Source organism: Pseudoalteromonas sp. S2721 (assembly GCF_005887425.1).
GTDB lineage: Bacteria > Pseudomonadota > Gammaproteobacteria > Enterobacterales > Alteromonadaceae > Pseudoalteromonas > Pseudoalteromonas simplex.
Genome location: NZ_PNCZ01000030.1, coordinates 34082 through 53078, shown reverse-complemented (window position 1 = coordinate 53078; position 18997 = coordinate 34082). Strand labels below are relative to the sequence as shown.

Here is an 18997-nt window from a genome sequence, read left to right as displayed (position 1 = left end):
GATGAATTACATGGTAAAGGTACAGCTCCACAGTCTTTAGAAACGGCTGCGCCAGAAAAAGCGCCTGAACCACCTAAAGCTGAACCTGCAAAACCGGCACAGCCTGCAGCATCAAAACCGGCACCTACTCCTAAGCCTGCCGCAGCTGCACCTAAACCGGCTCCAGCTCCTGCAAAAGCACCAGCTGCTTCTGCTGCACCGAAAAAAGCGCCACCACCACAAGCTGAAACAACGGTTCGTGTTGATACCAAGCGCTTGGACGAAATCATGAACATGGTGGGTGAGCTGGTATTAGTACGCAACCGTTTGGTTAGCCTTGCAAATAACAGTAACAGCGAATCAATGGGTAAAGCCATCTCTAATTTAGATGTGGTAACTGCAGACCTGCAAGGTGCGGTGATGAAAACCCGCATGCAGCCAATTAAGAAAGTATTTGGCCGCTTCCCACGCGTTGTGCGTGACTTAGCTCGCAGCTTGAAAAAAGACATTAACCTGCAGCTGGTTGGTGAAGAAACCGATTTAGATAAAAACTTAGTAGAAGCGCTTGCCGATCCGCTCGTGCATTTAGTTCGTAACTCGGTTGACCATGGTATTGAAATGCCAGATGTGCGTGAAGCCGCGGGTAAACCACGTACCGGTACAGTCACTCTTTCTGCTTCGCAAGAAGGCGATCATATCTTATTGACCATTCGTGATGATGGTGCAGGTATGGATGCTGAGAAGTTGAAAAAAATTGCTATCAGCAAAGGTGTGATTGATCACGACCAAGCAAGCCGCTTGTCGGATACCGAAGCTTACAACTTAATTTTTGCGCCTGGTTTCTCAACCAAAGAAGAGATATCTGATATTTCAGGCCGCGGCGTCGGCATGGATGTAGTAAAAACAAAAATCACCCAGTTAAATGGCTCTGTCAATATTCAGTCAGAGCTGGGTGTAGGTACTGTATTAGAAATCAAGGTGCCATTAACACTGGCTATTTTACCGACTCTTATGGTTATTGTTGGCGAGCAAACATTTGCTTTACCACTTGCTGGTGTGAGTGAAATTTTCCATCTTGATTTAACTAAAACTAATGTCGTTGATGGTCAACTGACAATAATTGTGCGTGAAAAAGCGATCCCGCTTTTCTATTTACAACATTGGTTAGTAAAAGGTGCCAACCGCCAAGAGCGTAAAGCTGAAGGTCACGTAGTTATTGTGCAAATCGGTACTAAACAAGTGGGCTTTGTGGTTGACTCGTTAATTGGCCAGGAAGAAGTTGTTATCAAACCTTTAGATGCCTTATTGCAAGGTACGCCAGGCATGGCTGGTGCGACAATTACTTCTGATGGTGGGATTGCATTGATCCTCGACGTACCTAGCATGCTTAAACACTACGTTGGCTAATAATAAATAATAAAGTGCAGCGTTTAACTGCACTTTAAGTGATATAAAACAAGAGAGTGCCAATGGCAGTCAAAGTATTAGTTGTTGATGATTCAAGCTTTTTTCGCCGCAGAGTCAGCGAAATTTTAGAGCAAGACAGCAATATTCAAGTAATTGGTTTTGCCGTAAACGGTCGTGAAGCGGTCGATAAAGCCCGTGAATTAAAACCTGATGTAATTACTATGGATGTTGAAATGCCGGTTCTTGATGGCATTAGTGCCGTGAAAGAAATAATGGCAGCAACACCGACTCCTATTTTAATGTTCTCATCACTCACCCGTGATGGCGCAACAGCAACCCTCGATGCATTGGATGCTGGGGCCCTTGATTTTTTACCGAAAAAGTTCGAAGACATTGCACGCAATAATGAAGATGCAATCGCGCTTTTACAAAATAAAGTAAAAGAAATTGGTCGCCGTCGCATTTCTCGTTTTTCGCGACCAGCACCTATTTCGAGATCAACTCCGACTCCTACACTAAGAAGTAGTGGCGCTACAAGCAGTAGCGGTATTGTCCAGCCTGATCGCAGTTTTAGTCGTCCTGCTGCTGCAAGTTCGCCGGCTGCATCGTCATCGAATACGAGTAATATTCGCGCTTCGGGCAAGAAATATCAATTGGTTGCTATCGGTACATCAACCGGTGGACCTGTGGCGCTTCAAACAATTTTGACTCAGCTGCCAGCTAATTTCCCACATCCTATTTTGCTTATTCAGCATATGCCAGCTGCGTTTACGCCAGCTTTTGCTGCAAGGCTAAATGGCTTATGCAAAATCAATGTTAAAGAAGCGCAAAATGGTGACCGTTTAGTGCCTGGCACCGCTTACTTAGCGCCAGGTGGCCAACAAATGCTAATAGAGGGGCGTGGTGGTTCTCGCACTCTGCGAGTATTTGAAGACGATAGTCCGCGTATTACTTACAAGCCGAGTGTTGATGTGACTTTTGCAAGTGCTGCAAAAACCTTCGGCGGTGATGTGCTAGCTGTAGTATTAACGGGCATGGGCGCAGATGGCCGTGATGGTGCGCGTATGCTTAAGCAAGTCGGTGCGACTATTTGGGCGCAAGATGAAAAAACCAGTGTGGTGTATGGTATGCCACAAGCTGTTGCAAATGCGGGGCTGGCGAGCGAGAGCTTAGCGCTCGCAGATGTTGCAAATCGTTTAACGCGTGAGACTGGTTGTGGATAAACTGTCTTTCCTTGGCTTAATTGTCGCAGTAAGTGCCATCGCCTTTGGTTATGCATTAGAGGGCGGGGTTGTTTCTGCACTGTTTAATGGTCCTGCGCTTATCATCGTGCTTGGCGGTACGCTTGGGGCTGTCATGCTTCAGACTCCTGCTAGTGTTTTTACTAAAACACTTAAGATCAGTCATTGGGTGTTTTTTCCGCCGTATCACGATATTGATGCAGCCATCGAGCAAGTAAAGCGTTGGTCACATAAAGCACGTCAAGAAGGTTACTTAGCCCTTGAGTCGGAAGCGCTGTCGCACTCAGACCCGTATGCGGCAAAGGGCTTGAGTCTACTTGTTGATGGTATTGATGAGCAAAAGCTTAGAGATACGCTTGAAATTGATTTAATGCTTGAACGCGAACGCTTACTCGAGGTAAGTCGAGTTTATGAAGCTATGGGCGGTTATAGCCCTACAATCGGTATTTTAGGTGCAGTACTCGGTTTGATTCAGGCCATGCAATTTATAACGGATCCTGAAAAACTGGGTGCCGGTGTTGCTACTGCGTTTATCGCTACTATTTACGGTGTTGGTTTAGCGAATCTATTATTCTTGCCAATGGCGAATAAACTTAAGCAGCAAGTGGAACAAAAAATGCTGTATCATGAACTACTCGCTGAAGGCATTATTGCTATTTCGCAAGGTGAAAGCCCACTAAATATCGAACTAAAACTTGAGGCGTACCGAGTAGAGCGCCCAAGCTTAGTTGACGAGTAATTTATTATGATGCGCCGTCGTCTGCGTCATAACACGTCAAAAAACCAACATACTGAACGCTGGCTTGTCTCTTATGCCGATTATATGACCATCATGTTTGCTTTTTTTGTGGTCATGTATGCTATCGCAATTAGTAAAAATGAAGATTTTCAAATTCTCTCAGATTCACTAGAGCAGGTGTTTGAAAAGTCTGCTCGTCAGCAACAACAGGTTGGCACTGGGGTTAACGGCACAGGCATACTAACTGACAGAGTCAGCCCTGAGAACGATATTCTATACGGTGAGAGCATTCGTAAAGATGAGCAAGGCCCTGAATTACTCGATGGGCAAAGCGAAACCAGCAATATTGAGAAAAAACATCTCGGCAAGCCTCTCGACAGCTTACTTACTAAATTACAGTCTGCGCTCATTGATGAAATTCGTGATGGCGAAGCAAGTTTAGAGCTTCATCAAGATTGGCTCATCATTGAATTAAGCTCTGGTATGTTGTTTTCATCGGGCAGTGCTGTTGCACAGCAGCGTGCAAAACAAGTTGTTAGTTTAGTGAAAGATATTATTGCACCAGTTGATAATTACATTCGTGTGCGTGGTTATACCGATAACGAAGGTATTCGTAATGAGATGTTTCGCTCTAACTGGGAGCTATCTGTAGCGAGGGCGACATCTGTCCTAGTTGAGCTTGAGAGTTTAGGTATTAACCCTGCGCGTATGGCTATTGAAGGTTACGGGCAATATTCACCTTTCGCAAGTAATGACACTGAGCAAGGACGCGCAGAAAACCGCAAAGTGGTTGTTGCGTTGTCTAAATATGGTTTACCACCACAAGAGCCAGAAAACGCAGAACAAGAGTCACAAAACCAACCGCAACAGACGACAGAAATTGAGTTGCCAAGCGATGATAACAGCATTAAAGTGATTCAATTACCACATGGTGGAATTAGGATTACCACGCGCAATGAACAATAATAAGGTGTGATGTGAAAGTTTGGACCGTAGCGAATCAAAAAGGTGGGGTAGGGAAAACAACAACAGCCGTTAGCCTTGCTGGTATTCTCGCTTTACAAGGAAAACGCGTGTTACTTATTGACACCGATCCGCATGCATCATTGACTTATTATTTTGGTATAGATTCAGAAGACTTAGAAGTCAGCGTGTATGATATTTTCGCGCGTGGTAACAGCATGGCCAGTGAAGAAATTTTGCAGGCTCTATGTCCATCAACACTTGAAAACCTAGATATCTTACCTGCGACGATGGCAATCGCGACGCTTGATAGAAGCATGGGCAATAAAAATGGCATGGGCTTAATACTAAAAAAAGCGCTTGCCAAAATTAGCGACCATTATGACTATGCAATTATTGATTGCCCGCCTGTTTTAGGTGTTTTGATGGTCAATGCTCTTGCAGCTAGTGAGCGAATTTTAGTACCAGTACAAACAGAATTTTTGGCCTTAAAAGGGCTTGATCGTATGATGCGTACGATGGAGCTGATGCAAACATCGCAAGCAAAACAGTACCAATATACAATTATTCCTACAATGTACGATAAACGTACTAAAGCATCACTTGAAGCTTACAAGACTCTGCAGGATAATTACAAAGATAAAGTATGGTCAGGCGTGGTTCCTGTCGATACAAAGTTTAGAGATGCTAGTTTAGCACAGCAAGTGCCGATTCAATTTTGCCCGCGTTCGCGTGGCGTTTTTGCCTATCGTGCCCTGCTTGATTACTTAGTTGCACAAGGTTAAAGATGAGTAAGCATTTATTTGCCAATGAAAAAGTGATGACCCAATATTTGGGCGCTTTGTTGTGTGAAGATGAGCCTACAGACCAAAATCTTGAGCCAGTCGCAAAGCTGCTGGAGCAGGTTAAAGAGCCTGAAACTAAGACAGAAGAAAAGCTGACAGACGTTCAGCCTACTCCAGAACCTGTTTTACCACCCCCAGAACCGACTAAAGAGCTTGAGAAAACCGAGAACCAAGCTAATATCAAAGATATAGTCGCAGAACCTAAAGCTGAACTGGTTGCAAAAACCTCGTCTGATCGTCAAGAAGACTATTTTGATGGTGAATTTCAGGCATTATTCTTTGAGGTTGCAGGGTTAACCCTTGCTGTACCGTTAAAAGCATTAGGGGGAATTCATCAGCTGGCAGAGGTTAACCAATTATTTGGTAAACCAAAATGGTTTAAAGGTGTCATGCTAAACCGTGAAGAAAAACTAAATGTTGTTGATACTGCACGTTGGGTTATGCCAGAAAAGTATGATGAAAAATTAGAACAATCATTAGATTATCAGTATTTAATCACCTTAGGTGACAGTCAATGGGGATTATTGGCTGAAAAGCTCGTAAATAATATTACGCTTCGTAAAGAAGATGTAAAATGGCGAGCAAAATCAGGTAAGCGGCCTTGGCTTGCAGGTGTTATCAAAGAGAAAATGTGCGCCTTGATTGACGTTGAAAATTTAAATCAATTGCTAGAGCAGGGCTTAGACAGCCGTGAGCAGTAACTATTTTTACGGAGTAATAGCATGAGTGAAGAAAGACTACTGTCAGCAAATAAAAACGCTGATAGCAACGATGAAGTGTTACAGTGGGTAACCTTTAAACTTGAAGAAGAAACGTACGGCATTAACGTAATGCAAGTACAAGAAGTACTTCGCTATACCGAAATTGCTCCTGTGCCAGGTGCGCCTTCTTATGTGTTAGGTATTATTAACTTACGTGGTAATGTTGTTACTGTTATCGACACGCGTGCACGTTTTGGTTTAATGGGTGCTGAGGTTACTGATAACTCTCGTATCGTTATCATTGAAGCTGAAAAGCAAGTGATTGGTATTTTAGTCGACAGTGTTGCTGAAGTGGTTTACCTACGTAGCTCTGAAATTGACAGTGCGCCAAATATTGGCACAGAAGAAAGTGCTAAGTTTATCCAAGGTGTATCTAACCGTGATGGTGAGTTACTGATCTTGGTTGATCTTAATAAATTATTAAATGACGATGAGTGGGACGAGCTAAGCGCACTATAAGCGTTTGGAAATTATATGCTGTTATACTCTTTGTTTGGTGCCTCAATCTTACTTGTATTAGTGTGTTTGGGGCTTATTTTTGTCAATAACAATAAGCAAGCGGCGGCGATTCAAGCTAAGCAAAAACAGTTACAAGAAGCTCAACAGCAATTGAGTATTTTACGTAGCGAAGTGGCTGAAATGCGAGCTGGCATGCTAAGTATTGGCAAACGTGTTGTTGCTGTTGAAGAAAAAAGTAAAGAGCTTGAACAGCTACAAGATGCACAAAAATATGATGATCCGAATGCGAAAATTTATTCGCGAGCGGTTAAAATGGTTGAGCTAGGCGCTGATTTAGAAGAAATAATTCGTGAATGCGAATTACCCAGAGCTGAAGCTGAGCTACTCATGTCACTTCATAAACAAAAAGGCGCCGAATAGGCGCTTTTTTATTTGAGCTAAGCTTTGATGTTGAGCTTACCTTGAAAGTCTTGCCATCCCGGTGGAAACTTACCACGTAATACGTACGAAAAAGCAATTAATTCGGCAATAACATAATAGAGCTCTTTCGGGATTTCTTCACCTAACTCAAGATGCGATAAGGTTTGAGCTAAGTCCGCATCTTGATGTATCAAAATGCCTTTTTGCTCAGCAAGTTTGACGATTTCTTCAGCCAATTCACCAAAGCCTTTACTGGTTACTCGTGGCGAGCTACCCGCTTCGTAGAGTAAGCCAATTGCTGATTTATGCACCGCTTGTTCACTCATAAAAATTACACCTTAATGTTAATAATCGCATGGGATTTATAAAAAGCTTGGTGGTTTGATGTCCCTTGTTGCAAGTTTAACTCACCTACATTTAAACCATGGCCTGCTAATTTATGGCGTAGTGTTTCTAAATGCGGATGAGCAAGCGCTGTCACTTCTTGTGAGGACGCTAGCAACTGGCAATCAACTGCTTTATCCATCACCTCTGCGGTAATTTGTAACTTGCCAAGCTGTGCATAATCAAAGTTCAAGCGCACAAACCAGACATTCTTACCTTCGAGTTTATTTTTACTTGGCTTTTTATATTGTCCTAAGCTGATTTCTGTTTGCCCTGTTTCAGGAGGTAACTTCATCGGTAAGAAAAACTGCGCTAAAGCACTGTTATCTTGTTGCTGATTGATAGGCGTTGTTTGCACCTGAGCTAGAGTGTTTTTCAGTTGCGAGGCTTCAGCCGCCATGGCTTGCATCGCAGGCTGCTGTAGTTGCTCGAGTAATTTATTGCCGTTAACGGCTTTAAAGTTGGGCACTAACACTTGCAGTAAGGCATCAAGACCAGTTTGATTATTAAAACTAAGGTTGGTTGGTGCTTGATTAATAATTGGCGCGGCAAGTGAAGCCACTGCTAATTGTTCTAACCCTTGGCTGAAGCTTGCCTGCTGAGTTTGACTAGGCAGTGCTGTTGGCCTGAGGATACTTAAAAGCTCTCGTTCAATCGTTGTAGGGTGCATGTTTTGACTCGAGATCATGCGATTAAATGCTTGATTAACGAGCCTGTTTAAATCTACCGAAGGCGATGTGTTTTGCTCACTCAGGGCTACAAGTTTCTCTGTTAATTGCACTGGCAGAGGCATACTTGCTAACGGTTTACTTTCAGGGAGCGGTAATAGCTTAGCAATCAGCGTGGCTTCGATTGGCCTTATCGGCAATAATGGCTGACTCAAGTTCGGCTCTTTTGTTGCTAAGAAGGGGGCGTGTAATTGAGTTTGCTGTTGAACAACTTTTTGTAACCCTACGGTTTGCCCATTGGGTGCTCGAGTCACGAAGTTATGCTGTTTAGTTTGCTCACTCATCTTTTTCAGTTCTGAATTAGCGAGGCTACTTTTAACTGGGGCAAGCTGTTCAGATGCTGCTTTGTCAGAGTTTAGTGTATTAACAGAACTGTTAATTGACTTGTTGTCTGCAGGTGCTTTTTGCATAGCATTGTCTATGCTCAATACAGGGTGTTGTGCTTTGCTATGGTTTGTAGCCAACTGAGTCGCTTGATTTTGTGCGCTAACAAGCGGCTCTAAACTGACTTTTATCCGTTGTAGTAACTGTATTAAAGGTGGAGCCTTGTTATAACTCACGGGTAAGCTAACTTGCTTTGCAGGCTGACTTTCGGTTAATGGCTCTGTGTGTTTAGTCGCAGGTAATGGCGTATTTGCTGAAACTGGCCTACTTTCTTTTTGCAGCACTTGAGACGAAGCAAGTTTTGGCGTGCTTTGTTGAGCAGCGGCAAACTTTACTATATTGATTTTATTAGCATTAAAACCTAATTGGCTAATCGTATTTTTGCTTTCAATCAGCTGATGGGTTGACTGGTTAACAGCCGCTTTAGTGGTAGCAGGAAGCTTTTCAAAATAGCGCACTGCATCACTAATACGCGTTTTTAAATCAGCAAAACTGTCTTTTAGCCAAGAGCTAATGGGTGAATGTGAGCTGCTCGATGGTGCTAACAACGTTTTCTTAGGTTCAACTGCTTGGCTTTTTAATGCTTGATTGAATGTCTCTGACAGCGAGTTCTTTAACAGTATTTGTTGCACAGGCGCTTTATTTATAAGTTCAACAGTATTTTTAACTTGCTGGGGGGTTAGTTTTAATGCATGAGGATGAAATTGCCACTGGGCTTGAATTTGCTTAGCTTGTTTTGGCGATATTGTAGGTAGCGGTAAAGTTAATTCATTACTTTGCTTGTTTGCAACGCTTAACTGTACTTGTTGCCCTGCTAATTTCAAATTCATTTCAGGGGTTAGCTTAGCCACCAACTCAGCTACTTTTTGTTGGCTAACACTTTGCTGATGGAGTGAATCCCCAAAGCGATTAATAATGTTTAAATTAAAGCTATTTTGTTGGTTGGTAGCAGGCAGCAAAATGGCTTTAAGCGGTGCTTCAGCTTTTAAAAGAGCAACCAGGCTATTATTAAGAGCAAACTCAGCTTTTAATGCCGGTAGTTGTAGTAAAGGTTTACTTGGCGCAATCTGAGCTGGGTGCGGCATATTTGTATTTGCACTCCCTTGCGTTAGCAAGTTCAGTAGTGCTTGTAATTGCTGGCTTTTGCCAAGAGTAATCGTCAGCGGTGCTGGTGTGATAGTCAGCTGTTTACCATCACTACTTAATTGAATATTGGCCGCTAAAAAGCGCTCAGTTTTGAGGTTTTCTTGCTCTGTTGATAAGCGCAGTGTTTGCCATGAGTTATTGATTAGCACGTCCATTTGCACACTGTGCTTACCAACCACAATATTACGAGCAGTTAGGCTCTGCTCAGCCAGCATTTTCAAGGCATCATTAGGTGATTGCTGTAGTGCACTGCTGGTTGCTTTTGGGTCTAGATTAAGCTGAGTGCTGAGAGTCAACTGGCTTTGTTTATTCATTATTTTAGATCAAATATAAGTTAATCGTTTTAAAGCAATATTCGTATTACCCTATCATTATGGTAGACTAACGCCTAATTTTGGGTATAGAGAATCGTCATCTTGTTACACATTAAGGCCGTCACCTGCATCAAGCAAGATCGTTGTTTGTTTGCGGATCTTAATTTCAGCTTGAAATCGGGACAAATTATGCAGTTAGCTGGTCCGAATGGGGCTGGTAAAACATCATTATTGCGTATTATCGCGGGTTTCGCTATGGCGGATGAAGGCGATGTTTTGTTCCAAGATCGCTCAATTACAAAATACTATGATGAATATGCACAAGAGTTATTATTCATCGGCCATAAAACTGGGGTAAATACACAGCTTACCGCCCTTGAGAATGTCGCATTTTGGCTAAAAATAAATGGCTACGATAGCAAACAAGACTTGTATCCGATCTTAGCAAAAATAGGCTTGGTAGGTCTTGAAGATGTACCTGTTCGTATGTTGTCAGCAGGGCAACAACGCCGTGTCGCTCTAGTAAGACTGTGGTTAAACAGTGCCAAACTATGGATCCTTGATGAGCCATTTACAGCCCTTGATAAAAGCGGTGTTGCATTTTTACAAGAACGCTTTGTTGAGCACCTAAATGCTGGCGGCGCGATTCTATTAACCACCCACCAAGATTTAACGACACATTTTAGTGACCTTCAAACAGTGACTTTGGAGTATCGCCACTGATGGTAAAACAGCATTCGTATTGGCAATTATTCTCTGCAGTTTTTTCTAAAGATCTTAAATTAGCGTTTCGTCAGCGTGCTGAAATCGTTAACCCTATCTTGTTTTTTCTTATTGTTATTACACTTTTTCCGTTAGCAATTGGCCCTGAACCCGGTCTACTTGCTCGTATGGCGCCGGGCATTATTTGGGTCGCTGCGTTACTCTCGACCATGTTAGGCCTAGATAAGCTATTTCGTGATGATTATCACGACGGAACACTAGAGCAATTAATTGCTTCATCATACCCTTTACCGTTAACTGTCCTTGCAAAAGTGGCAGCGCATTGGGTGATAACGGGGTTGCCTTTAGTGTTAATGACTCCGGTATTTGCTTTGTTATTGAATTTAGAAAGTTCAGCGCTTTTAGCAACCGTTCTGACCTTATTGTTAGGTACGCCATTGCTTAGCTTCATTGGCGCAATTGGCGCTGGACTTACTGTGGGACTACAAAAAGGCGGCATTTTAATGAGTTTGCTTGTTTTGCCTTTGTATATCCCTGTACTAATTTTTGCAACCTCGGCTATTGATACCAGCTCTATGGAGCTTGCCTATAGCGGACAGCTTGCAATCCTTGGTGCCATGCTAATCGTAGCGATTATAGCGGCGCCAATTGCCATATCGTCAGCATTGAAAGTGAGTGTAAGTTAATATGTGGAAGTGGTTACATCCCTACGCAAAAGCAGATCGTGCTTACCAATTGTGTAACACCTTACTGCCTTATTTCGCCGTCGTTACGGTGGTTTGTATGATTGTTGGATGGGTCTGGGGGCTTGCTTATGCCCCAGCCGATTACCAACAAAAAGACAGCTACCGAATTATTTTTATCCATGTGCCTTCAGCTATTTTATCTATGGGCGCTTACTCTTCTATGGCGATTGCAGCAGTGATCGCACTAGTATGGCAATTACGTAATGCAGAACTTGCAGTGATTGCAATTGCACCTGTCGGGGCATGTGTGACAGCGATAGCATTAATTACCGGTGCAGCATGGGGTAAACCTATGTGGGGCGCATGGTGGGTGTGGGATGCACGTCTTACCTCTGAGTTAATTCTGTTATTTTTATACCTTGGTGTGTTATCGCTTTATCATGCTTTTGAAGATAAAAAAGCAGCGGGGCGTGCTGCTTGTATCTTAGCCATTGTTGGGGTTATCAACTTACCGATTATTCACTTCTCGGTGGAATGGTGGAATACCTTGCATCAAGGTGCAACCATTACAAAGTTTGATACTAAAGCTATTGATCCAAGCATGTTTTGGCCATTAATGGTTAACATTGTTGCGTTTGCAGGTTTTGTTGGTGTGGTGACGTTAATCCGCCTTAAAAACGAAATTCTACAACGTGAAAAGCATCGCCCTTGGGTGCGTGATATGGTTGAGCGAGGTTAATCATGCAGTTTGATTCTTTTGCAGATTTTATTGCCATGGGTGGCTATGGCTTTTATGTATGGTTGTCTTTTGGTAGCTGTGCATTAATTTTACTCGGTATTTTATTTAGTTCGTTAAACGATACAAAACGTATTTTCTCTTCAGTAAAGCAGCAAGCACAACGTGAAGAGCGCATTAAGAAAGCGAAGCAAGAGGCAGGGCAATGAATCCAAGACGTAAAAAACGTTTATTAGCAGTTGTAGCCATTATTTTTGGTGTGGGTGCAACGATTGGTTTAGTGCTGTATGCACTGCAAGAAAACATCAATTTATTCTATACCCCAAGTGAACTTGTTGATGGTAAAGGACCAAATAAAGAAAAACCGCATATTGGTCAAAAGTTACGTATTGGTGGCATGGTTGTACCAGGCTCAGTTGTTCGTGACGAATCAAGCTTAAAGGTAAGCTTCAAACTGATTGATAAAGGCCCTATGGTGACAATTAATTATCAAGGGATCTTACCGGACTTATTCCGTGAAGGCCAAGGGATTGTGGCGCAGGGCGTGTTAGTTAAAGCCAATGAAATTGATGCCTTTGAAGTACTTGCAAAGCATGATGAAGAATACATGCCTGCAGAAGTTGCTGAAGCAGTGAAGGGTATCAAGCACGAAAAACCGACGTATAACTTAGATAACGGCAATTAATATGATCCCAGAACTCGGTTATTTTTCTTTAACACTGGCCATGGTGCTCAGTGTTCTATTGTGTATTTTTCCTATGTGGGGGGCGCATACCGGCAATTTACGTTTAATGCGTGCCGCCCCATCACTGGCAATTGGACAGTTCGTATTTGTGCTTTTGTCTTTTGCGGCACTTGTTTATGCTAGTTTAACCGACGACTTTACTGTTTCGTATGTTGCTTATCATTCAAGTAGCACCTTACCTTGGTACTACAAAATAACCTCGACATGGGGTGGTCATGAAGGGGCGATATTACTTTGGTTAGTGATGCAAGCGGGTTGGACAGCCGTAGTAGCTATGCGCTCGCAATCATTACCTTGGGTATTACGTGCTCGTGTACTTGGTGTACTAGGCTTTTTAGGTGTTGGCTTTATGTTATACACCTTGTTAATGTCGAGCCCATTTGAGCGCTTATTACCGTATTTCCCTGTTGAAGGTCGCGATTTAAATCCGTTATTGCAAGACCCAGGTATGATTATTCACCCGCCATTGCTTTATATGGGCTATGTAGGTTTATCTGTGTCATTCTCATTCGCTATTGCAGCGTTACTTACTGGTAAGCTTGATAATACTTGGGCTAAGTGGTCTCGTCCTTGGACTATGACAGCATGGGGCTTTTTAACACTTGGTATTACCATTGGTAGTTGGTGGGCATACTCAGAACTTGGCTGGGGCGGCTGGTGGTTCTGGGATCCCGTTGAAAACGCATCATTAATGCCATGGCTTGTGGCAACCGCATTGCTGCACTCATTATCAACCACCGAAAAGCGTGGTGTATTTAAGTCGTGGACCGTATTACTGGCTATTGCAGCATTCTCGTTAAGCTTACTGGGTACCTTTATTGTTCGCTCGGGTATCATTGTATCTGTGCATGCTTTTGCCTCAGATCCTAACCGCGGTATGTTTATTTTAGCATTCTTAGCCATTGTAGTTGGTGGTGGTTTATCGCTTTATGCACTGCGTGTTTCGCAGGTGAAAAGTGAAGGCCGTTATAAGTTTGCCTCACGTGAAGTTGCGCTTTGGTTAAATAATATTTTCTTAGTTGTGGCAACACTGATTGTATTGCTAGGTACATTACTGCCAATGATCCACAAAGAACTTGGCTTAGGTAGCATTTCGATTGGTGAGCCGTTCTTCAATAAGATGTTTGCTATTTTACTGGTACCGTTTGCCATTTTAATGGGTATGGGTCCGCTGTTACGCTGGAAACAAAATAAATGGTCAATGTTGCAAAACAAATTTGCACTATCGGCTGTTGTCAGTCTCGTGGCTACGGCAGCGTGGTTATATTCAAGTTACGATGTAATTGCGCCAATTACCTTTATTGCAACTGCGCTAGCGGTATGGATTGTTGTTACTACTCTGGTTGATTTAACGGCAAAAGTAACTATTCACAAAACCTTAGGCGAAGGCTTTAAACGTTTAGGACTAAGCTATTGGGCGATGGTATTAGGTCACGTTGGTTTAGCGTTCGTGATTGCAGGTGTAACGTTAACCTCTGCTTATTCAGTAGAGCGTGATGTATCAATGAAGCCGGGTGACACTGTGGCTTTAAATGAATACCAGTACCGTTTTGATGGTGTTAAGTCTATTCGCGGCGCTAACTATAGCGGCCATGCTGGGGTTGTCACTGTGCTGAAAAATGATAAACAAGTAACCGTTTTACATGCTGAAAAACGCCGTTATGACATTGGCATGCAGTTTATGACAGAAGCAGCTGTTGATGCTGGCTTTACGCGTGACTTATACCTAGCACTGGGTGAGCAATTAAGCCAAGGTGCGTGGTCGTTACGTATTTACCATAAGCCTTATGTTCGTTGGATGTGGCTCGGTGGTATCTTGATTTCACTGGCAGGCTTTTTAGTGCTTGGTGATAAACGCTATCGCCAAAAATCGACTAAGCAGGAGGCATCAGCATGAACCGTAAACTACTCGCACTAGCACCTTTACTGGTTTTCGTTTTACTGTGTGTGTTTTTATATCAAGGCTTGTTTGCTAACCCGCGTGAGCTGCAAACTGGGCGTATTGGGCAGGCTATGCCAGCTTTCAACTTGCCAGACTTGATGGATGAGTCAACGCGTTGGACAGATAGTGATTTAAAAGGTGAAGTTTACTTACTCAATGTGTGGGGCACATGGTGCCCGACCTGTTTAGCTGAGTTGGGCTATTTAACTGAGCTTAGAGAGCAGGGCGTTAAGATTGTTGGCTTATACTACGAGCAAGGCTACGACCCTGACTTTGATGGCCAGTTTGATATTAACGCACTACGCGAAGACGTTACCAGTATGCTTAATCGTGCTGGCGACCCATATCAATTCAATATCTTAGATTTAAAGCGCACATTAGCCCTTGATTTAGGGGTGTCTGGCGCGCCAGAGACCTTCTTAGTTGATAAGCAAGGCACCATTTTGCTGCACCATACCGGCGATATTAATCCGCGTGTGTGGCGAGCCAAATTCGCACCGTTAATGCAGGAGTTACAGTAATGAGACTCGTGATTTTTTTAGCAAGTTTGCTTATCACGTTTAGTGCATTTGCAGAGCAAGACAAATATCAATTTGATGACAAAGAGCAAGCTGTACGCTTCAGTGAGCTTACCAAAGAGCTGCGTTGCCCTAAATGTCAAAACCAAAACATTGCCGACTCAGACGCGGTTGTAGCCAAAGACTTACGCGACAAAGTGTTAGCGCTGGTAAAAGATGGCAAAACTAAAGATGAAGTCATCGATTATATGATTGACCGTTATGGCTACTTCGTACATTACGATCCACCCGTAACACCCGCAACCTTAGTATTATGGGTATTGCCAGTATTGATTGTGGTACTTGGCTTTGGGTTTATTGTTTTACGCCAACGTAAGGCATCGGTAAAACAAACATGGACAGAGCAAGACGAGGCACTACTTGCAAAGTTAATTGAACAAAATCAACGTCAGGAGCAAAGCTAGATGGCATTAATGTGGGCTTCTTTTGTTTTACTCACGCTGGTTGCATTGCTATTTGTTGTCGTTCCTTTTTTTAAACGCGAACGTATTCAACGCCTTGATCACAATGCAAACTCGGAGTTAATCCGAATTTATCATCAACGTTTAGATGAGCTTAAAACAGACTTAGATAACCAACGTATTGATGCACAAATGCACGACGAATCAGTTATCGAACAAAAACGTCGTTTGCTCAATGAGCTGTCTCCAGAAAAAGCGCTAAATAGTAAAGGTAACAACCGTATTTTTGCCCTTACTGGCGCTGGCTTTTTAATTGTTTTAACGGCTATCTTTTACGGTTACACGGGTAGTCAGCAGCAAATAAAAGGCTGGCATGACGCGATGGCAAACCTTAAGTCGTATGGTGAACGTGCCGTAATGCAAGATGGTGAGCCATTGACACCGAATGAGTTGCAAGCATTTGCTTTAGCATTGCGTACCAAGCTTGATCAAAGTGGTGATGATGAAGTGGCGTGGATGCTGCTAGGTCGTGTTGCGATGTCATTAAATGAATTTGATATGGCGATGCAGTCATTTGATAAAGTGCTAAAAATGAACCCGGATAACAAGCAAGTGCTGATCAGCTACTCGCAAGTTCTGCTAATGGAAGGCAGTGATGCGAATATGTCACGTGCAGCAACGATGTTATCGAGAGTGTTAAAAGCAGAGCCGACTAATATTGATGCAATCTCATTGTTAGCTCTGATTGCTTATGAGCGCAAGGATTGGCTGCAAGCTAAAACTGCGTTTGAAGTACTGCTTGCAAGTATGCAGCAAAATGATCCGCGTTATAGCATGATTGCAGAGCGTATTGCTGAAATTGATGCTCACTTAAATAATCAGCAGCAAGTTACAAATACAGAAATTGCAAAAGCTTCACACAGTGAAATTAGCATCACAGTTGATTTAGACTCAGCTCTAGCAGATTCGCAGCCACAAAACGGCACCTTGTTTGTTTTTGCAAAAGCAGCCAGTGGCCCACAGATGCCATTAGCTGTGGTAAAAATGACGGAATACAGCTTTCCGCTAACAGTGACATTGAGTGATTCGAATGCAATGGTTGAAGGTCTGAATTTATCAAGTGTCGATAAAATTATTTTAACTGCGCGTTTATCAAAAGATGCAACTGTGGTAACTTCTAGCGGCGAGTTGGAAGGCAAGTCGGGTATTTTAGAACGTGCGAACGTTAAAGAGTACGCGTTGCTAATTAATGAGTTAATACCGTAAGGATAGCCGATGTTTAGGCACAGTATATTTTTTATCTTTTTTGTAGTGCTTGCAGGATGCGCACAAATACCCGAAGAAAAAGCGGATGAGCGAGATCCGTTACAGTCGTTTAACCGTCCTATGTATGATTTTAATATGGACGTGCTTGACGCCTATATTCTTCGACCAGCAGCTGTTGGCTACGTTACAGTAACGCCAACACCGGTAAGACGTAGCATTGTTAATTTTACCGATAACATCACCGCACCAACGGATATGGTCAATGCTGGTCTGCAGGGTAAGCCTGGTAATATGGGCATTAGCTTAGCGCGCTTTTTAGTGAACTCTACAGTAGGTCTACTCGGTTTTTTTGATGTTGCTTCATCGCTGGGCTTAGAAATTGTCGATGAAGATTTTGGCCAAACTCTTGGTGTATGGGGAGTGGGTGATGGTGCTTACTTGATGATCCCTGGTATGGGACCAAGTACCGCACGAAACCTAACTGGTGATGTTGTTGATAATTTCGTTTTACCTGAAATAACACTAACAACACCTCAAACAATATTAGTGTTTGCACTTAAAGCGGTTGAAGCCCGTGCTTCATTAATGCCACAAGAGAGCCTATTAAATGAGTCGCTAGACCCTTATATCTTCATGAAGGATATCTACTTCCAGCGTCAACTATATGAGCTACATGATGGTAATCCGCCACTAGAAAAAGAACCAGATGACTTTGACGAAGACTTCTTAGAGAATCTTTAAAAGTGTTAAATAAAAATGCCAGCAATTGCTGGCATTTTTATATCGTTAAGGGATGGGTATTCATCAGTCCCCAAACACACTCATTTGGTCATTAGACCAACTTAATGCATCATGGTAAGCGTCCGGTACTTCTTCAGGTTTAAGTCCAAGTTGTTGTTGGATTTCTTTCGCTTTTTCCCAATTTGCTTGCTCATAAAATTTTACCAGCTTTAAATACGTTGCTAATAAGCCTTCATCTTTGAGTAGCGCATCTTTAATTTCAATAGTCAGCGGTAACTTGTTCATTACACTTGGCATATCTTCGTCGAGGATTGCATCCATTAACGACATCATACCCGTTAAAAATGCCATACCAGTATCTCGCATTTTGCCGTGGCTGATTGCCAATAATTCAGCAAACCGAGCACGGGTCAATGAAAGACGAATTAGTTCGGCTGGCTTATCTGCTGCGACTTGCGCTGCAAATAAAAGTGATAAGAAACGTTTAATTTCTTCACTTCCTAATACAATAAGCGCTTGTTTAATTGTGCTGATTTCAGCGCGACGTTTAAAGGCCGCTGAGTTTGAGTAGCGTAGCAACTTATAAGATAAGTTAACGTCACGTTCAAACACCTCAGTGATTTTTCTGAGGTTTAGATCAATACTCGATGTTTCATATAGAAGCTCGGCAAGAGCCATCTCTGATGGCGGCAAAGTTTTGCTTTGTACCACCTCAGGTTTTGAAAAGAAAAATCCTTGGAAGTAGCTAAAGCCCATTTCTAGGGCAAGCTGATACTTTTCGTATGTTTCAACTTTCTCAGCAAGCAACTTTATGTGTGGATACGGCTTAATAGCCTCGATGATCGCTTTTATTGAGTCTACATCACAAGTTAGAAAGTCAATCTTAATAATATCGATGTAAGGATAAAAGTGTCGCCATACAGGTTGGTGAATGTAATCATCAAGTGCAAGTATATAGCCTTTTTCTTTTAGATCTTTAACTAATGCCAGTAGGCGTTTACCTGGTTGGATTGTTTCTAATATCTCTACTACCACCTGCTCTTTACCAAGTAAAAGTGGATAACCCTTTTGCAAGGTTTCTAGAGTAAAGTTGATATAAGCAGGTTTGTTATCCGTTAAATCCTCTAAACCAAAATTAAATTGGCTGCCTTCAATAAGTCGTGACGTTGCTTCATCGCCATCAATATCAGGAAAAACGTTGTCTACGCCATCTCGAAATAAAAGCTCGTAGCCAATTAGTTTTTTATCCCTGTCTAAAATAGGTTGGCGTGCAGCGTAAAAATACATAGTCCAAACATGTCCACATCTGTTAATTCATTTACTTCTCGCAATATATTGCATTGTGCCTGAAATAGCATTAGCTAAATGTTCATTTGCGAGGAAAAGTTATTATTTTATTAAGAATTAAA

Annotated in this window: 21 protein-coding genes; 18 read left to right on the top strand and 3 right to left on the bottom strand. The window is 42.5% G+C overall.

The annotated features are described in order from the left end of the window. The 8 genes from CWC02_RS12840 to CWC02_RS12805 all read left to right on the top strand — a co-directional run. A partial coding sequence (locus CWC02_RS12840; protein ID WP_138618593.1) for a chemotaxis protein CheA occupies positions 1 to 1386 on the top strand: 1386 nt, incomplete at its 5' end. Between the two features lie 62 nt (positions 1387 to 1448). Continuing rightward, complete coding sequence (locus CWC02_RS12835) at positions 1449 to 2609, top strand: protein-glutamate methylesterase/protein-glutamine glutaminase (RefSeq protein WP_138618591.1); 1161 nt, start codon at positions 1449 to 1451, stop codon at positions 2607 to 2609. Further along, positions 2602 to 3366: a flagellar motor protein gene (locus tag CWC02_RS12830; protein WP_054553255.1), complete on the top strand. Its 765-nt coding sequence runs from the start codon at positions 2602 to 2604 to the stop codon at positions 3364 to 3366. Before CWC02_RS12835 ends, CWC02_RS12830 begins: the two co-directional genes overlap by 8 nt. A 6-nt stretch (positions 3367 to 3372) precedes the next feature. Continuing rightward, complete coding sequence (locus tag CWC02_RS12825; RefSeq protein ID WP_138599031.1) at positions 3373 to 4332, top strand: flagellar motor protein MotB; 960 nt, start codon at positions 3373 to 3375, stop codon at positions 4330 to 4332. Positions 4333 to 4343: 11 nt separating this feature from the next. After that, positions 4344 to 5114: a ParA family protein gene (locus tag CWC02_RS12820; protein WP_054553253.1), complete on the top strand. Its 771-nt coding sequence runs from the start codon at positions 4344 to 4346 to the stop codon at positions 5112 to 5114. A 2-nt stretch (positions 5115 to 5116) separates the two neighbouring features. Further along, positions 5117 to 5875: a chemotaxis protein CheW gene (locus CWC02_RS12815; protein WP_055020708.1), complete on the top strand. Its 759-nt coding sequence runs from the start codon at positions 5117 to 5119 to the stop codon at positions 5873 to 5875. A 21-nt stretch (positions 5876 to 5896) separates the two neighbouring features. Further along, the gene (locus CWC02_RS12810; protein ID WP_054553251.1) at positions 5897 to 6394 is read left to right on the top strand and encodes a chemotaxis protein CheW; all 498 of its coding nucleotides are present in this window, start codon (positions 5897 to 5899) and stop codon (positions 6392 to 6394) included. A gap of 15 nt (positions 6395 to 6409) precedes the next feature. Beyond that, positions 6410 to 6814, top strand: a complete 405-nt coding sequence (locus CWC02_RS12805) for a DUF2802 domain-containing protein (protein ID WP_054553250.1) — start codon at positions 6410 to 6412, stop codon at positions 6812 to 6814. Positions 6815 to 6831: 17 nt separating this feature from the next. Here the strand turns inward: CWC02_RS12805 and CWC02_RS12800 are convergent, their stop codons facing one another. Continuing rightward, a complete protein-coding gene (locus CWC02_RS12800; protein ID WP_054553249.1) occupies positions 6832 to 7140 on the bottom strand; it encodes an EscU/YscU/HrcU family type III secretion system export apparatus switch protein in 309 nt (102 codons plus the stop codon). Positions 7141 to 7145: 5 nt separating this feature from the next. Then, positions 7146 to 9770 carry a flagellar hook-length control protein FliK gene (gene fliK, locus CWC02_RS12795; RefSeq protein WP_249364105.1) on the bottom strand — a complete coding sequence of 875 codons (2625 nt, stop codon included), beginning with the start codon at positions 9768 to 9770 and terminating at the stop codon, positions 7146 to 7148. 102 nt (positions 9771 to 9872) lie between these two features. Between fliK and ccmA the strand changes: the two genes are divergently transcribed. From ccmA to CWC02_RS12745, 10 genes are read left to right on the top strand one after another with little or no spacing between them, the layout of a single operon-like run. Beyond that, entirely contained in the window at positions 9873 to 10493 is a 621-nt protein-coding gene (ccmA, locus tag CWC02_RS12790) for a cytochrome c biogenesis heme-transporting ATPase CcmA (protein WP_138599030.1), read from the top strand. Beyond that, positions 10493 to 11179, top strand: a complete 687-nt coding sequence (ccmB, locus tag CWC02_RS12785) for a heme exporter protein CcmB (protein WP_054553246.1) — start codon at positions 10493 to 10495, stop codon at positions 11177 to 11179. The genes ccmA and ccmB overlap by 1 nt, the downstream gene beginning before the upstream one ends. A gap of 1 nt (position 11180) precedes the next feature. Then, entirely contained in the window at positions 11181 to 11918 is a 738-nt protein-coding gene (locus tag CWC02_RS12780) for a heme ABC transporter permease (RefSeq protein ID WP_054553245.1), read from the top strand. Between the two features lie 2 nt (positions 11919 to 11920). Continuing rightward, positions 11921 to 12124: a heme exporter protein CcmD gene (gene ccmD / locus CWC02_RS12775; RefSeq protein ID WP_054553244.1), complete on the top strand. Its 204-nt coding sequence runs from the start codon at positions 11921 to 11923 to the stop codon at positions 12122 to 12124. Then, entirely contained in the window at positions 12121 to 12600 is a 480-nt protein-coding gene (gene ccmE / locus CWC02_RS12770; RefSeq protein ID WP_054553243.1) for a cytochrome c maturation protein CcmE, read from the top strand. Before ccmD ends, ccmE begins: the two co-directional genes overlap by 4 nt. 1 nt (position 12601) lies before the next feature. Continuing rightward, complete coding sequence (locus tag CWC02_RS12765) at positions 12602 to 14557, top strand: heme lyase CcmF/NrfE family subunit (RefSeq protein WP_138599029.1); 1956 nt, start codon at positions 12602 to 12604, stop codon at positions 14555 to 14557. Continuing rightward, positions 14554 to 15123, top strand: coding sequence for a DsbE family thiol:disulfide interchange protein (locus tag CWC02_RS12760; RefSeq protein ID WP_138599028.1), 570 nt, complete (start codon positions 14554 to 14556; stop codon positions 15121 to 15123). The genes CWC02_RS12765 and CWC02_RS12760 overlap by 4 nt, the downstream gene beginning before the upstream one ends. Beyond that, positions 15123 to 15584: a cytochrome c-type biogenesis protein gene (locus CWC02_RS12755; RefSeq protein WP_138599027.1), complete on the top strand. Its 462-nt coding sequence runs from the start codon at positions 15123 to 15125 to the stop codon at positions 15582 to 15584. The genes CWC02_RS12760 and CWC02_RS12755 overlap by 1 nt, the downstream gene beginning before the upstream one ends. Then, on the top strand, positions 15585 to 16847 hold the full coding sequence (gene ccmI, locus CWC02_RS12750) for a c-type cytochrome biogenesis protein CcmI (RefSeq protein WP_138618589.1): 1263 nt from the start codon (positions 15585 to 15587) through the stop codon (positions 16845 to 16847). It begins immediately after the preceding gene. Between the two features lie 9 nt (positions 16848 to 16856). Next, the gene (locus tag CWC02_RS12745; RefSeq protein ID WP_138599025.1) at positions 16857 to 17588 is read left to right on the top strand and encodes an MlaA family lipoprotein; all 732 of its coding nucleotides are present in this window, start codon (positions 16857 to 16859) and stop codon (positions 17586 to 17588) included. A gap of 63 nt (positions 17589 to 17651) precedes the next feature. Here CWC02_RS12745 and CWC02_RS12740 read toward each other — a convergent pair whose 3' ends face one another. Then, positions 17652 to 18875 carry an EAL and HDOD domain-containing protein gene (locus CWC02_RS12740; protein WP_138618587.1) on the bottom strand — a complete coding sequence of 408 codons (1224 nt, stop codon included), beginning with the start codon at positions 18873 to 18875 and terminating at the stop codon, positions 17652 to 17654. Between the last annotated feature and the right edge of the window lie 122 nt (positions 18876 to 18997).

Bases quoted from the DNA above. Each gene is read 5' to 3' on its own strand.
- CWC02_RS12805 (WP_054553250.1), top strand. From the start codon at position 6,410: ATGCTGTTATACTCTTTGTTTGGTGCCTCAATCTTACTTGTATTAGTG.
- CWC02_RS12810 (WP_054553251.1), top strand. From the start codon at position 5,897: ATGAGTGAAGAAAGACTACTGTCAGCAAATAAAAACGCTGATAGCAAC.
- CWC02_RS12815 (WP_055020708.1), top strand. From the start codon at position 5,117: ATGAGTAAGCATTTATTTGCCAATGAAAAAGTGATGACCCAATATTTG.
- CWC02_RS12765 (WP_138599029.1), top strand. From the start codon at position 12,602: ATGATCCCAGAACTCGGTTATTTTTCTTTAACACTGGCCATGGTGCTC.
- CWC02_RS12780 (WP_054553245.1), top strand. From the start codon at position 11,181: ATGTGGAAGTGGTTACATCCCTACGCAAAAGCAGATCGTGCTTACCAA.
- ccmI (WP_138618589.1), top strand. From the start codon at position 15,585: ATGGCATTAATGTGGGCTTCTTTTGTTTTACTCACGCTGGTTGCATTG.
- CWC02_RS12740 (WP_138618587.1), bottom strand. From the start codon at position 18,875: ATGTATTTTTACGCTGCACGCCAACCTATTTTAGACAGGGATAAAAAA.
- CWC02_RS12825 (WP_138599031.1), top strand. From the start codon at position 3,373: ATGATGCGCCGTCGTCTGCGTCATAACACGTCAAAAAACCAACATACT.
- fliK (WP_249364105.1), bottom strand. From the start codon at position 9,770: ATGAATAAACAAAGCCAGTTGACTCTCAGCACTCAGCTTAATCTAGAC.
- ccmB (WP_054553246.1), top strand. From the start codon at position 10,493: ATGGTAAAACAGCATTCGTATTGGCAATTATTCTCTGCAGTTTTTTCT.
- ccmE (WP_054553243.1), top strand. From the start codon at position 12,121: ATGAATCCAAGACGTAAAAAACGTTTATTAGCAGTTGTAGCCATTATT.
- CWC02_RS12755 (WP_138599027.1), top strand. From the start codon at position 15,123: ATGAGACTCGTGATTTTTTTAGCAAGTTTGCTTATCACGTTTAGTGCA.
- ccmD (WP_054553244.1), top strand. From the start codon at position 11,921: ATGCAGTTTGATTCTTTTGCAGATTTTATTGCCATGGGTGGCTATGGC.
- CWC02_RS12745 (WP_138599025.1), top strand. From the start codon at position 16,857: ATGTTTAGGCACAGTATATTTTTTATCTTTTTTGTAGTGCTTGCAGGA.
- CWC02_RS12760 (WP_138599028.1), top strand. From the start codon at position 14,554: ATGAACCGTAAACTACTCGCACTAGCACCTTTACTGGTTTTCGTTTTA.
- CWC02_RS12835 (WP_138618591.1), top strand. From the start codon at position 1,449: ATGGCAGTCAAAGTATTAGTTGTTGATGATTCAAGCTTTTTTCGCCGC.
- CWC02_RS12800 (WP_054553249.1), bottom strand. From the start codon at position 7,140: ATGAGTGAACAAGCGGTGCATAAATCAGCAATTGGCTTACTCTACGAA.